At 39.5% G+C, this 13,091-nt stretch carries 15 protein-coding genes; 7 read left to right on the top strand and 8 right to left on the bottom strand.

The window, feature by feature from the left end; translation table 11 throughout:
- Positions 1-18 precede the first annotated feature (18 nt).
- The 3 genes from AC1M9H_RS08075 to coaE are packed head-to-tail and all read left to right on the top strand — an operon-like array spanning position 19 to position 2,750.
- Positions 19-1,245: a type II secretion system F family protein gene (locus AC1M9H_RS08075; RefSeq protein WP_481613141.1), complete on the top strand. Its 1,227-nt coding sequence runs from the start codon at positions 19-21 to the stop codon at positions 1,243-1,245.
- Positions 1,245-2,105 (top strand): prepilin peptidase, encoded by an 861-nt coding sequence (locus AC1M9H_RS08070; RefSeq protein WP_035266012.1) that lies wholly within the window; start codon positions 1,245-1,247, stop codon positions 2,103-2,105. The genes AC1M9H_RS08075 and AC1M9H_RS08070 overlap by 1 nt, the downstream gene beginning before the upstream one ends.
- 42 nt (positions 2,106-2,147) lie before the next feature.
- Positions 2,148-2,750 carry a dephospho-CoA kinase gene (gene coaE, locus AC1M9H_RS08065; protein WP_481613140.1) on the top strand — a complete coding sequence of 201 codons (603 nt, stop codon included), beginning with the start codon at positions 2,148-2,150 and terminating at the stop codon, positions 2,748-2,750.
- A 16-nt stretch (positions 2,751-2,766) separates the two neighbouring features.
- Here coaE and AC1M9H_RS08060 read toward each other — a convergent pair whose 3' ends face one another.
- The 3 genes from AC1M9H_RS08060 to ppnP form a co-directional block, all read right to left on the bottom strand.
- Positions 2,767-3,693 carry a DMT family transporter gene (locus tag AC1M9H_RS08060; RefSeq protein ID WP_481613139.1) on the bottom strand — a complete coding sequence of 309 codons (927 nt, stop codon included), beginning with the start codon at positions 3,691-3,693 and terminating at the stop codon, positions 2,767-2,769.
- Between the two features lie 6 nt (positions 3,694-3,699).
- Positions 3,700-4,446, bottom strand: a complete 747-nt coding sequence (gene rlmB / locus AC1M9H_RS08055) for a 23S rRNA (guanosine(2251)-2'-O)-methyltransferase RlmB (protein WP_035266007.1) — start codon at positions 4,444-4,446, stop codon at positions 3,700-3,702.
- 136 nt (positions 4,447-4,582) lie between these two features.
- Complete coding sequence (ppnP, locus tag AC1M9H_RS08050) at positions 4,583-4,906, bottom strand: pyrimidine/purine nucleoside phosphorylase (RefSeq protein ID WP_035266006.1); 324 nt, start codon at positions 4,904-4,906, stop codon at positions 4,583-4,585.
- A 316-nt stretch (positions 4,907-5,222) separates the two neighbouring features.
- Between ppnP and recN the strand changes: the two genes are divergently transcribed.
- The 3 genes from recN to ruvX all read left to right on the top strand — a co-directional run bounded on the left by recN (position 5,223) and on the right by ruvX (position 7,962).
- Entirely contained in the window at positions 5,223-6,890 is a 1,668-nt protein-coding gene (gene recN / locus AC1M9H_RS08045; RefSeq protein WP_481613138.1) for a DNA repair protein RecN, read from the top strand.
- Between the two features lie 81 nt (positions 6,891-6,971).
- Positions 6,972-7,526, top strand: a complete 555-nt coding sequence (locus AC1M9H_RS08040; RefSeq protein WP_035266003.1) for a YqgE/AlgH family protein — start codon at positions 6,972-6,974, stop codon at positions 7,524-7,526.
- Positions 7,519-7,962: a Holliday junction resolvase RuvX gene (gene ruvX / locus AC1M9H_RS08035; RefSeq protein ID WP_035266001.1), complete on the top strand. Its 444-nt coding sequence runs from the start codon at positions 7,519-7,521 to the stop codon at positions 7,960-7,962. Before AC1M9H_RS08040 ends, ruvX begins: the two co-directional genes overlap by 8 nt.
- 16 nt (positions 7,963-7,978) lie before the next feature.
- On the opposite strand, the gene AC1M9H_RS08030 is transcribed toward ruvX, so the two are convergent.
- Positions 7,979-8,602: an alpha-ketoglutarate-dependent dioxygenase AlkB family protein gene (locus AC1M9H_RS08030; RefSeq protein WP_481613137.1), complete on the bottom strand. Its 624-nt coding sequence runs from the start codon at positions 8,600-8,602 to the stop codon at positions 7,979-7,981.
- A gap of 135 nt (positions 8,603-8,737) precedes the next feature.
- Here AC1M9H_RS08030 and AC1M9H_RS08025 point away from each other — a divergent pair, with 135 nt between their 5' ends.
- Positions 8,738-10,540 carry an ABC transporter ATP-binding protein gene (locus tag AC1M9H_RS08025; protein WP_481588591.1) on the top strand — a complete coding sequence of 601 codons (1,803 nt, stop codon included), beginning with the start codon at positions 8,738-8,740 and terminating at the stop codon, positions 10,538-10,540.
- 3 nt (positions 10,541-10,543) lie between these two features.
- On the opposite strand, the gene AC1M9H_RS08020 is transcribed toward AC1M9H_RS08025, so the two are convergent.
- The 4 genes from AC1M9H_RS08020 to AC1M9H_RS08005 all read right to left on the bottom strand — a co-directional run bounded on the left by AC1M9H_RS08020 (position 10,544) and on the right by AC1M9H_RS08005 (position 13,084).
- Complete coding sequence (locus AC1M9H_RS08020) at positions 10,544-11,050, bottom strand: DUF4269 domain-containing protein (RefSeq protein ID WP_481613202.1); 507 nt, start codon at positions 11,048-11,050, stop codon at positions 10,544-10,546.
- 124 nt (positions 11,051-11,174) lie between these two features.
- Positions 11,175-11,543 (bottom strand): hypothetical protein, encoded by a 369-nt coding sequence (locus AC1M9H_RS08015; RefSeq protein WP_481590108.1) that lies wholly within the window; start codon positions 11,541-11,543, stop codon positions 11,175-11,177.
- A 55-nt stretch (positions 11,544-11,598) separates the two neighbouring features.
- Positions 11,599-12,186 carry a CDP-diacylglycerol--glycerol-3-phosphate 3-phosphatidyltransferase gene (pgsA, locus tag AC1M9H_RS08010; RefSeq protein WP_035265993.1) on the bottom strand — a complete coding sequence of 196 codons (588 nt, stop codon included), beginning with the start codon at positions 12,184-12,186 and terminating at the stop codon, positions 11,599-11,601.
- Positions 12,187-12,289: 103 nt separating this feature from the next.
- A complete protein-coding gene (locus AC1M9H_RS08005) occupies positions 12,290-13,084 on the bottom strand; it encodes an acyl-CoA thioesterase (RefSeq protein ID WP_481613136.1) in 795 nt (264 codons plus the stop codon).
- Positions 13,085-13,091: the final 7 nt, after the last annotated feature.

Genomic DNA, 13,091 nt, shown 5'->3' with positions numbered 1-13,091 from the left:
AAAAATAAGGAAATCATTATGGCGGTGAAAAAAGCACAGATGATGCCAACGTTTGTATATGACGGCGTGGATCGCAAGGGTACCAAAGTTAAAGGTGAAATGCCTGCGCGTAATATTCAACTTGCAAAAGTCATGCTCCGCAAACAAGGCATTACGGTGCGTAGTATCCGCGAGAAGCGCAAGAATATTCTTGAAGGCTTAATGAAGAAGAAAGTGTCTACTTTGGACATCACCATCTTTACGCGTCAGCTTGCCACCATGATGAAAGCAGGTGTACCACTTGTTCAAAGCTTTGAAATTGTTGCAGAAGGCTTAGATAATCCTGCAATGCGTGAAGTGGTTTTGGGTATTAAAACTGAGGTCGAAGGTGGTAATACTTTTGCAGGTGCACTACGCAAATATCCTCAGCATTTTGATCAGTTATTCTGCTCATTGGTAGAATCAGGTGAGCAATCAGGTGCGCTTGAAACCATGCTCGATCGAGTTGCGATTTATAAAGAAAAAAGTGAAGTTCTCAAACAAAAAATTAAAAAAGCGATGAAGTATCCAATTGCTGTCATTGTGGTTGCAATTATTGTGACCATTATTTTGATGGTCAAAGTGGTTCCTGTCTTCTCTGAGATGTTTAGCTCATTTGGCGCAGACTTACCTGCGTTCACGCAACTCGTAGTGGCAATGTCTGAGTGGGTGCAAAAATATTGGTTTATTTTAATTATTGGTATCGCTCTGACCATTATCGGCTTTATTGAAACCAAAAAACGTAGTCAAAAATTTGCGGATGCATTAGATCGCACGGCTTTAAGGCTGCCTATTTTTGGTGATTTGGTTTATAAAGCAATTATCGCACGTTATAGCCGTACACTTTCAACCACATTTGCTGCCGGCGTCCCTTTAATCGATGCACTCCAATCAACAGCTGGCGCAACGAATAACGTGGTATATGAGCAAGCAGTTATGCGTATTCGTGACGACGTTGCGACTGGTCAACAACTTCATTTCGCTATGCGCTCGACCAATTTATTCCCATCTATGGCTGTGCAAATGGTAGCGATTGGTGAAGAATCGGGTTCACTCGATGCTATGCTAGATAAGGTTGCAACCCATTATGAAAGTGAAGTCGACAATGCTGTCGATGGCTTAACCTCCATGATGGAGCCTTTGATTATGGCCATTCTAGGTGTCTTGGTCGGTGGCTTAGTCATCGCAATGTATCTTCCAATCTTCCAAATGGGTTCTGTGGTGTAATGAACGAAATAATTGCGTATTTAATTCAATCGCCTACAGCACTCTATTTAACTGTGGGAATCATCAGCTTATGTGTCGGCAGTTTTTTAAATGTTGTCATTTACCGCACACCTAAAATGATGGAGCAAGAATGGCGTCAAGACTGTCAGATGTTTTTACATCCCGACCAAGCCATAATTGATGAAGATAAGCTCACGCTAAGTAAACCTGCATCGACCTGCCCAAAATGTAAAACACCTATTCGTTGGTATCAAAATATCCCCGTGATAAGTTGGTTATTTTTACGTGGAAAATGTGGTGAATGTGAAAATCCAATTGGCATTCGTTATCCACTGGTAGAAGTTTTGACTGCTGTTTGCTCATTAGTGGTCGTCGCGGTATTTGGTCCAAGCCTACAAATGCTTTTTGGCTTAATTTTAACGTGGACATTGATCGCACTCACATTCATCGACTTCGATACACAACTTTTACCCGATCGATATACTCTCCCCTTGGCTGCACTTGGTTTAGCGGTAAATAGCTATGCACTCTACACCTCACCTACCTCCGCCATTTGGGGTTATTTGATTGGTTTCCTCTGTTTATGGGTGGTGTACTATTTATTTAAAATCGTGACAGGCAAAGAAGGAATGGGATATGGCGACTTCAAATTACTGGCCGCGCTTGGTGCATGGATGGGTCCATTTTTATTACCGCTCATTGTCCTACTTTCATCCTTAGTCGGTGCAATCATCGGCATCATTTTGATGAAAGTCAAAAAAGAAAATCAGCCCTTTGCTTTTGGACCTTATATTGCGATTGCTGGATGGATTGCATTCTTATGGGGTAACGAAATTATGAAGGTTTATTTAGGGGGTTAAGCTAAAATAAGCCCCATTATGATAATTACAAGGTTTTTTTACATGCGCTTTATTTTGGGCTTAACAGGTGGTATTGGTAGTGGAAAAACTGCTGCAAGTCAGTGGTTTGAAAAACAAAGGATTACCGTTGTTGATGCAGATATCGTGGCACGTGAAGTGGTTGAAATTGGAAAACCTGCACTACAAAAAATTAAAGATCATTTTGGGGATTGGGTGCTATTGGAAGATGGCGCACTCGACCGCAGAGCGTTAAGAGACCATATTTTTAAACATCCTGAAGCTAGAAAGATATTAGAAAATATTACGCATCCTGCAATTCGCCTATCGATTATTGAACAACTACAACGGGCGACCAGTCCTTATGCCATTTTAGTTTCCCCACTCTTGTTTGAAACCAATCAACACCAACTTACTCAACGTACTTTACTGATCGATGCATCAACAGAATTACAAATCTTGCGTGCTTCGCAACGTGATCATCAAGACATTGAGCAAATTAAAAAGATAATGAGTGCGCAAATGTCTCGTGAAGAAAAATTAAAACGTGCAGACGATGTTGTTATAAATGATGGTGAGCTTGATCATCTCTATCAACAACTCGCTCTAAAACACCAATATTATCTTAGTCTTGCACAACAAGCTTAGATTAAAAAAAAGCAGTCTAAGAAGACTGCTTTTTTTGTTGCTCAAGTTTTTGGCTTAGTGCATCTTGGCGACCCAGCCATCGCCATGGTTGTAATGCGCCTATCGCCATACCCAACAACCCAAATAACATTGCAATACTTAAAGGTTCATTTAACAAAGGCACTGCCAAAATTGCAGCTAAAAAAGGCGCTAAATTGGTAATGCTCCCTGCTTTAAAAGCCCCGAGTCTTTTAATCGCTTCCACATAAGTTAATGTTGCAATAATGACCACGAATATGCCATGAAATATTGTTTGAAACAGTAAATGCTGAGGCTCAGGAGTACTAAGATTTTTGGGTAAAAATAACACGTAAATGGGTACATAAATCACGGCTGACCAGATGGCAACTCCACACATCGCCTGCCATGCACTCAGTTGGAATTTACGCAGTAATACGGTAAATATTGCCCAAAAAATGGCGCTCAAGAAGAATAATCCATCACCAGCACCAAAAGGAATGCCTGATTCACGATACATCAGGAGACTCATAATACCGAGCACGGTGATCATAATGATCAAACTTGCCCATGTATGACGATCAAAAGCCTGCTTCATCAATATAAAAGCCACAATGGCAGTACAAATAGGAATACAACCATTGAGAAAAATTGCAGCATGCGCAGTCGGTGCATAGTGAAATGCGCTATAAGCCAACAAACAATAGATCACACCACCAATCATTGCCAAGATAAATGGTTCTTTTTTAATTAAAAAAGAGGCTTCTCTACGATAAAGTAGAATCGGCATTAAGATCAAAAAAGCCAGTGAAAAACGCAGTGCCACAATGTCCCACGTATTGATATGCCATAGCGCATTTAATCGTGCAGTGAGGGTAAATCCCCCCCAGATGCACATGGTAGTAATAAGAAAAAAATAGCCTTGGGCTCGATCTGAAAGTGCCATCTCTAATTAGGCTTGACGTTGTCTACACGCTTCGTAAAGTGCCATGCCTGTCGCCACACTCACATTCAAACTTTGTAAATTGCCACTCATTGGAATATAAACTTTATGATCACATTGCGCCTGTGTAATCGGTCTTAAACCAGTATCTTCAGCACCCATAATCACTGCAACAGGACCAGTCAAATCACATTCGTGAATAGGTAGAGCATGCTCATCTAACATCGTGCCAATCACTCGTACATTAAAATCATCTTTGATTTTGGCTAAAGTACGAGCCAAATTCGTCACTTGGATAAATTTAACTTTCTCTGCACCACCAGCAGCAACCTTACGAGCCGTTGGTGTTAAGCTCGCAGAACGATCACGAGGAACAACAACCGCGTGTACGCCCATGGCTGCCGCAGTTCGAATACACGCACCCAAATTATGCGGGTCCGTCACTTGGTCAAGCGCCAGTAAAAAAACATTGTCTGTACTTTTGATTAATTGCTCAAGATCATTTTCATTCAGCGTTGGATGAGGACGAACTGCAGCAACGACACCTTGATGAAAAGGTTGTCCAGCCAGTTTTTCAAGGCTGTCTCGGCTCGCTTTTTGAATACTAATTCCGAAAGGTTCAGCCAACTCAAAAATACGTTTTAAACGTTGATCTTCACGACCTTTTAGTGCAAATAGAGTCAAAACGCGTTCAGGTTCTAACTCCAACAATGACTCCACAGAATGAACGCCATAATAATATTCGGGTTTAGCCATGAACGACCTCAACTCACTAAGACAATACAATAATATAGAAAAGAAAAATCCCGCAAAGCCAACTTTACAGGATTTTATATAGCGAATAGTTTAACCGATTTGACCATTGAATGTTGGTCAAATTTTTTTTGGGTAATTAGCCTTCGAAATGACAAACGTAGTCTAATACGTCATCTGTTTCGATTTTGAAACGGCTCTCACCAGGCACGTAAAACGACTGCCCTGCACGGAAAAGCTCATGTTCTTCATTGTCTGCAATTGTGACACGACATTCACCAGAAATAATTTCCATACGCTCTGGTACATGTGTTTCAAAAATAAGCGGTTGTTCCGTCGGTAGAATAACCCCAAGTGTTTTTTTCGTACCGTCTTCAAATTGAACAGTGTGGCTAATACACGTCCCGCCAAAATAAACATTTGATTTTTTTACAACAGATACATGATCAAATTGTGATGACATGCGTATTCTCCAAATAATGCGCATTTTATAAATTTTAATTGCCGTAGTTTAATTGCGCTCGAGCAACTAATCAATCAGTGTTTTGCAATGGTTTTTATAAGCAACTTTTGTTCCCTAATGATGAAATTTAAAGATTTTTTTGATTTCTTCTATATATCTTTTGTACACAGGTAAAAGAATATATTCAGTCACTAGTAATCAACCTAATTTCAGTTAAAATGCAAACTAAAAGTTCTCATATTCAAATGTCGTGACTTGAGACTAAAACAAAATTTCTCTATCTTAGAATCCACACTTTCGCAGCTCGGATGCGTTTATGCTGACACACCTTAATCTGATCAACTTTGCTTTAGCCGATAACTTAGCCATTGATATTGATCAAGGTTTCAATGTTCTTACGGGTGAAACTGGTGCAGGTAAATCTTTATTACTCGATGCATTATCAGCGTGTTTAGGCGAGCGTACTGATACGAATTACGTTCGTTATGGTTCAGATAAGGCTGATGTTACAGCCGTATTTAGTTATCAAGATCAAAGTCCTGAAGCTGAATGGTTAAGCACTCATGAGCTGGCAGATGAATCGGGTGAAATTCACCTAAGACGGGTAATCTTTGCTACAGGTCGTAGTAAAGCTTGGATCAATGGACGTCCAAGTAGTCTGTCAGAATTAAAGGAAATTGGCAGACTCTTAGTCCAACTTTACAGCCAACATAGTCAGCAACAATTGTTAGAACCGCCCTATCCAAAACATTGGTTAGATCGTTACAGCAACTTTGGTCAACATACGCTTGCTGTCAAAGACAGTTATAACGCATGGCAAAAAAATATCCGACAGCATCAAGCTGCGCTTGATGCACAGACCACCCGCCTTCAACGCATTGAGACACTTAATCTTCAATTAGAAGAATTAGAAGAAGTGGTTCGACTTGACTATAAAGAAATTGAACAAGAGTTCGATCGCTTAAGTCATCATGAACACATCATGCAAGATTGTAGTTATGCAATCAACGTTTTAGATGAGTCTGATCAAAATATCACTCAGGAAATTTCAAGTATTATTCGCAAGCTTGAATCTCATGCAGGTCGTAGTGATTTACTCTCTGAAATTTATAACTCATTATTAAATGCGCAAAGTGAACTCGATGATGCCAGTGCTAATTTAAAACAATTCATTGACCGTCAGAGTTTTGATCCTGAACGAATGGAAGAGTTAAACACACAACTGGAAATATTCCATCGTTTAGCGCGCAAATATCGAGTACAACCCGAAGATTTAAAATCAGAATACGAACATTGGCAGGCCGAGCTAGAACAATTACATCAGCTTGAAGATCCAGAGACTTTGGCTGAACAAGTTGAAATTTCACATCAACAGTTTATAGAGAAAGCTCAATATCTAGATGATATCCGTCGTAAAGCAGCAGAACCCTTAGCCAAACTCTTAACAGAACAAGTCAAGCAACTGGCTTTACCAGAAGCTCATTTTGAATTCCGTTTTGATCCTCTGGAGCAACCTTCATCTGAAGGGTTTAGTTTTATTCAATTATTGTTCACAGCAAACAAAGGGATTCCACCTCAACCGCTTGCGAAGGTTGCTTCTGGTGGTGAATTGTCACGTATTGCATTGGTCATGCAAGTCATGAATGCAGAAAAAACCGAAGCTGAAGTACTCGTTTTTGATGAAATTGATGTGGGTATCAGTGGTGGAACAGCTGAGATTGTCGGTCGCTTATTGGCTGGATTAGGTCAACATGTTCAAATTCTATGTATTACACATCAAGCCCAAGTTGCAGCGCAATCGGACCAACATTTGTTAGTGAAAAAATTGCAAACAGACCCTGCTATCAGCACTATCGTTGAGCTTGATGAAGATCAGCGGATATTAGAGCTTGCTCGCATGACTGGTGGTGTCGAAATTAGCGAGACCACCCTTCAACATGCAAAACAATTAAGACAATTAAAGTTTCAGACCAGCACATCTTGATTATTTTAAAAGGATTGTTGAAAACCCATAAGTCTAGTATGTTGACGTAAAGTGATACTCAAACATAGGAGAAGCCATTAGGTGAGTAAACAATTTCTAACGCACCGTTGCCTGATTGCCCCACCTGATTTAGCAGATGATTTCTTCGCAAATAGTGTGGTCTATATTGCTCGTCATGATCATGAAGGTGCGCAGGGAATTATGATCAATCGTCCAGCTGGGATTCAGGTTAAAGAACTCTTAACAGATCTTGATATCGTTGCAGATCATGTTCACCCACATGATGTCTTACAAGGTGGTCCTTTACGACCAGAAGCGGGTTTTGTACTTCATACGGGTCAACCTACTTGGCATGCGTCCATCGCTGTAGGTGAAAATCTCTGTTTAACAACTTCAAAGGATATTCTTGATGCAATCGCACACAATGAAGGTGTTGGTCGCTATCAAATTGCTTTAGGCTATGCAAGTTGGAGTAAAAACCAGTTGGAGCAAGAAATCGCTCGAGGTGACTGGCTCATTTGTGACTCTGATATGGATTTGATTTTTAACTTACCCTATGACGATCGCTGGGACGCTGCCTATAGAAAAATGGGGGTCGATCGTACATGGCTTTCATCTGAGATTGGACATGCCTGATTCAACTACCGCTCAACTCATTATGGCCTTTGACTTTGGCACACAAAAAACAGGAATGGCTGTAGGATCGTCCATTATTGAAAGTGCTACGCCACTTTCACTTTTACCGATGAAAGATGGCATTCCCAATTGGGATGATCTACTCAAAATTGTAAAACAGCATTCTCCAAATCTGTTTTTAGTCGGGCTACCACTGAATATGGATGATAGCGAATCGGAACTATCAACACGAGCACGTAAATTTGCTCGTCGTTTAAGACACCAAACCAATATAGAAACATGGATGGTGGATGAGCGATTAACAACTCGCGAAGCGCGTGATGAACTCGATCATTATCAGGCGCAAGGGCGTGGAAAAAAGTTGTCCGCAGACAGCTTGGCAGCCGCTTTATTTATTGAAAGTTGGTATCGTAATCCTCAAGGTATTCAACCTTAATAGAATATTTGCCACTTCATCTAGGATAAAAATAGCGAAAGGTTAAATTGATTCTAGGCTCTAATACTTTGGTTGATTTCGCTAAAGTGTGTTTCCAAAAACGCTGTGTTTGACCTTTCATCACAATCAACTGTCCTGATTGTAGATACATTTCCGCAGTATGAATTTTATCACGATGTTTAAATCTAAATTTTCGGGTTGCGCCGAGACTCAGTGAGGCAATGATGGTCTCGCCATGTTCAGGATCTCTTAATGCAGCTTCATCATCACTATGCCATCCTACACCTTGAGTTCCATCTTCATACAAATTGGCCAAACAAGAATTAAATTGAACTCCTGTTATAAGTTCAATTTTTTGCTTGAGTACTAATAATTTCAAATCCCAAATCTGTGCTTGTTTATCCATCCCTGAATAGTGATATTGATAGTTTTGGTCACCATACCATACGACTTTACGACCCGTCTTAAAATATTGGCCGTATAAAATCACTTCATCCTGTTTCCAAGCCAAAGCTTCTAAAAAATAATCGAAATAATCCTGTGATTCAGCATGAGTAAGTATAAGACCGTAATCTTCTACAATCCCATCATAAGGTAGGAGATTTGAATTGGGTTCGGGTGCAAACAGCTCGAAGTTCATAACCAATTTGCCATGAAAATATAACCGTATATTAGCTGAATATTTCAACTGACAAATTGAAACATTGTGAACGCTTGTGACACTGGACAATCAAGCTTAGACTGGCATAAATCTAGACAATAAAAACAATCGCTTATGAATTTATGGCAACTTTTTCTAAAACTTAAACCTTTCGTTCGACCTTATCGCTTTTTAGTGATTGCCACTCTTTTTCTTACGCTCATCGGCTCATTCACAGCTCAAGTGAATGCACTCACTTTGCAATATGCAGTTGATGAAATTAATGCGCTGGTTGAGAATGGCTTTGGCTTAGCCGAAGGCTGGAATATCCTGATTACCATTACAGCGATATTATTGGGTAAAGAAGTGATTAATGCTTTTGTGCAATTCGGACAAAAGTTTTATGGTGAAAAACTTAGAATTTTTATTTCACAAGATCTAGCACAAGGCATCATTGAAAAATTTCTGACCTATAGATTAGCTTTTTTCAACGAAGAGAATAATCAGGCGGGAAAATTACAAACACGAATCGATCGTGGTATTGGCTCTCTGACTCGTCTAGTTCAAATATTCTTTATTGACATTTTGCCGTTATTTACCAGTGCGATCGTGGCTTTAGGATTAATGTACTACGCCAACTTTTATGTTGGCTTGGTGGCGACCACTATCGTTCCAATCTACTTCTGGTTAACTTATAAACAAGCACAAAAACTCGGAGGCTGGCGTCGAAATTTACGTGATGGTCGAGAAAAGAAAAGCCAAGGTATCCTCGGAATTATTAATTCAATTACGGTTATCAAATCTTTCAACCGCGAGTCAATAGAATCAACCAAACAACTCAAACTACAAAAAGAACTCACAGATAATCAAATGCAAACCCGTCAAGTCAGCTTTTTATTTGATGGGTTAAAAACCTTTATTGAACAAATAGGTATTGTTTTAATCATCATCCTAACTGCGTATTTTGTGCTTGATGGTCAGATGAGCATCGGTATGATCATGTTTCATGTACTGTTGTTCAATAATGTATCCGCGCCAATTCGCTCCTTACATCGTATATATGATGAAGTGAATGATGCCATGATCTATTCAGAAAGCTTCTTTAAAATTTTAGAAGCAGATGATCAAATTGAACCTACAGGTCAACTCAAACCGCAAATTCAAGGAAAATTTACGCTGAAAAATGTTGAATTCTTTTATCCAAATGGTCACCACGCACTAAAGAATATCAATATGGAGATTCGACCCAATAAAATTACTGCATTAGTTGGCTTATCAGGTGCGGGAAAATCAACCTTAATCAGTCTTTTAGATAAATTTTATGAACCTAATCAGGGGTGTATCGAACTCGATGGCATCGATCTCAATCAAATTGATACACAATATTTGAGAGATCATATTGGATTAGTCCTACAAAAAAATCATATTTTCCAAGGGACTATTCTTGAAAATATTCGCTATGGTAAAACAGATGCTACTGAAGAAGACGTGATCATTGCTGCTAAAAAAGCATCCATTCATGAGCAAATTTTACAACTTCCAGATGGCTATCATTCCGATGCATTGCAACTCTCTGGAGGACAACAACAGCGTATTGCTATTGCTCGTATGTTCTTGAAAAATCCACCGATTATCTTTTTAGATGAACCGACAGCGAGTTTGGATGCCATTGCTTCGGAACAAATTAAACAAAGCCTTGATGAGATTAAACAAGGACGTACTGTCATTATTATCTCGCACAGCCTGTCACAAATTATTGATGCGGATTACACCTATGTCATGAAAGAAGGCGAAATTGCCGAGCATGGAGAACATGATGCTCTTTACCATCAAGACGGTGTATATAAACAAATTTTTGATGCGATGGCTAAAAGTTTGAATATCGAAAAAATTGCAAAAACTTTTGAAGACGATGGGGATGAGGAAACCCATAGTTAAAGTTTAATCTAGGTAACCTTGGCATTGAAGCAGTTGAATCAACACACAGTCATCTGCTTCATAGAGCTGACTTAACTTCGTGTAAGGATCACCATCGAGCGCTAACATCTGTGCAAATGCAGGTTCAGTTTTTATACCTTTTCGCTTAAGGCGAATGATTTCCTGTTTAAATTGGTCATTTGCCAAATCTAATATTCTATGTTCAACGTAGAAGTGCTGGAATCCCGCCTGCTGATGAATTGGTGTTGTAGAACAAAATATCTCAATTGACCAAGCACAATATTCGAATCGGCAAATCCAAGTATCACGTTCAAAATAACTTCGCTCAATGCACCATGCCTTATAGGTTTGAAATAATTTTAGTGTTTCAATCAAATGATTCTCTTGCTCAATCGGATAACTACAAATGAGGTCGATATCACTTTGTGCTATTGCAATTCCTAAAGGTGGCGTACCGACCACTGTAACTTGATACCGCTTGAGTATTTCCAAAAGGTTTAAGTCATCAATGACTTTTTGAAAGTGTATTTTTTCATTGTTATTTTTAATCTCTAAGATGATTCAACTTTAAAGCGGTTGAATCTCCCAATATGAATTACTTTAACCCTCAGCAGAAAAGCTTAAGCAATTAAGGTTATTTTTGATTTTCGATAACATCTAACGCATAAACAGTTTTAATATAATTTCGATACTGCGTTGAATAAGAGATTTCCAAACAACGCATAAGGTATGCTTTCTCTTTTGAATATTGATAGCTGCCTAACGCTTCTTTGAGCGCTTGATCAATATAATTTTGCACTTGTTTTGCCGCCTCATGGCTATGTTCACCGAGTTGAAAATATCCACCTCTCGCAATATTTGCTTCAGCTGCATAAATCTCAGAATGAGATAGACAATACGCGATCCCATCATTATGCAAATACTCTTGTGCCCGTGATAAATCATCCGCATAAATGCTTGAACTCAACAAGATACTTAAACCAATAGCAAATTTAATTCTCATTTTTAAATCACTTTCTCAACACAATAAAAAAGCGCCTTTTGGCGCTTTAAATACATTAGGGTTGTTTTAGATATGGCCATGCCGCTCTTAAATAAATAAACATGGACCACAGTGTTAAAATTACAGCGGTATACAATAAACCATATGCAACTAATTCAAGTGGTTTCCAATTGAGTAAGAACACGGAAATAGCAATCATCTGAAAAGCTGTTTTATATTTGCCAACCGTTGATACAGCTACATTGGTACGTGCACCGAGCTCAGCCATCCACTCACGTAAAGCAGAAACGGTAATCTCGCGTGAAATAATCACAATCGCAGCAAAAGCCATCGAAATTGTAGGTTGCCATTGCACCAAAACAATCAATGCTGCTGCGACCATTAATTTATCCGCAACAGGATCTAAAAAACGTCCGAATGCAGAAGTCTGATTCAATGTTCTTGCTAAGTAACCATCAAACCAATCTGTGACAGCAGCAATCACAAAAATTGCAGTCAGAATGATATGACGCGTCATACCCCCTTCATGCCCACCCACACCAATCGCAGGAGGCCAATAGGCAATAATTAAAAAAACAGGTATTAACGCAATACGTGCTAGCGTCAAGATATTTGGTATATTCAGGATGCGACCTGTAGACATAGACACCGCCAGTTTGCCCCAATTACAGCTAAAATTTGCAATAAAAACTTGAGCTTTGATTCTTTAATCCGCTTACTTTAAACGATTCACTACCCGCTGTCGACTAGGCAAAAATCGCGACAGTCTGTCTACAAATTGCAACGAGACGGTCATTATGGTCCCAAATATGGGCATATTCAGTAGAATAACCATGCGCAGAATGATCTGTAAATACTTTATATTTAAACCAATCTCGTCGGTCAGCTTGAATAGGTTCTAACAGCGTCACATACCAAGAAATTGAACTGCCCGGTGCTGGTTTTTTTAATATAGGAAAAATTCCTGCAGGCCAAATATCTAACATTGCTATAAATTCAGGCATGCTCAGCGGACCTGCTTCAAATTTAGATTCTGCATATCGAAACCACCCACCAAAATCTGGCTTTTCAGCAGCCGTACAAGGGTATTTCCCTTCAGCCCAAATCAGATCATAGTTCTGATAGCATTGCGGCATAAGAGGATGATAAGGCAACTTAACTAAACTTTCAGGCGAATCATACCGTGGTGCTGTGCGAGTTTGATCCATATTCACAACTGATTCACGGTCTGAACCAAAACTTGCCAGCAGAATTCCCTGTACAGCATCATCCTGCCAAATCCGAGCCTCAATATTAGTCACAGATTTACCTTGCCTTAAAATTTCCACTGTCACTTTGACTGGCTTTTCCTGAACAGGACCCACAAATACCACACTGGTGCTCAATAATCTTTTTTGAGGGTCATGAATCATTTGTGTTGCTTTGTGTAGCATCATCGCCGTGGTTAAACCACCAAAAATGGTACGACCTTGCAACCAACCCTCAGGGATCCCTACCCATTCTTGTTGATCAATTTCTTGAAATACCTGTCCAAATGACATGTGCAAC

This window comes from Acinetobacter sp. ANC_7512 (genome assembly GCF_056779935.1).
Note: the sequence above shows the minus strand (reverse complement) of the source record. Positions and strands in the feature narration are given on the sequence as shown.

Excerpts from the sequence above, each read along its gene's own strand:
- AC1M9H_RS08075 (WP_481613141.1), top strand. The coding sequence starts at position 19 with ATGGCGGTGAAAAAAGCACAGATGATGCCAACGTTTGTATATGACGGC.
- AC1M9H_RS08070 (WP_035266012.1), top strand. The coding sequence starts at position 1,245 with ATGAACGAAATAATTGCGTATTTAATTCAATCGCCTACAGCACTCTAT.
- coaE (WP_481613140.1), top strand. The coding sequence starts at position 2,148 with ATGCGCTTTATTTTGGGCTTAACAGGTGGTATTGGTAGTGGAAAAACT.
- AC1M9H_RS08060 (WP_481613139.1), bottom strand. The coding sequence starts at position 3,693 with ATGGCACTTTCAGATCGAGCCCAAGGCTATTTTTTTCTTATTACTACC.
- rlmB (WP_035266007.1), bottom strand. The coding sequence starts at position 4,446 with ATGGCTAAACCCGAATATTATTATGGCGTTCATTCTGTGGAGTCATTG.
- ppnP (WP_035266006.1), bottom strand. The coding sequence starts at position 4,906 with ATGTCATCACAATTTGATCATGTATCTGTTGTAAAAAAATCAAATGTT.
- recN (WP_481613138.1), top strand. The coding sequence starts at position 5,223 with ATGCTGACACACCTTAATCTGATCAACTTTGCTTTAGCCGATAACTTA.
- ruvX (WP_035266001.1), top strand. The coding sequence starts at position 7,519 with ATGCCTGATTCAACTACCGCTCAACTCATTATGGCCTTTGACTTTGGC.
- AC1M9H_RS08030 (WP_481613137.1), bottom strand. The coding sequence starts at position 8,602 with ATGAACTTCGAGCTGTTTGCACCCGAACCCAATTCAAATCTCCTACCT.
- AC1M9H_RS08025 (WP_481588591.1), top strand. The coding sequence starts at position 8,738 with ATGAATTTATGGCAACTTTTTCTAAAACTTAAACCTTTCGTTCGACCT.
- AC1M9H_RS08015 (WP_481590108.1), bottom strand. The coding sequence starts at position 11,543 with ATGAGAATTAAATTTGCTATTGGTTTAAGTATCTTGTTGAGTTCAAGC.
- pgsA (WP_035265993.1), bottom strand. The coding sequence starts at position 12,186 with ATGTCTACAGGTCGCATCCTGAATATACCAAATATCTTGACGCTAGCA.
- AC1M9H_RS08005 (WP_481613136.1), bottom strand. The coding sequence starts at position 13,084 with ATGTCATTTGGACAGGTATTTCAAGAAATTGATCAACAAGAATGGGTA.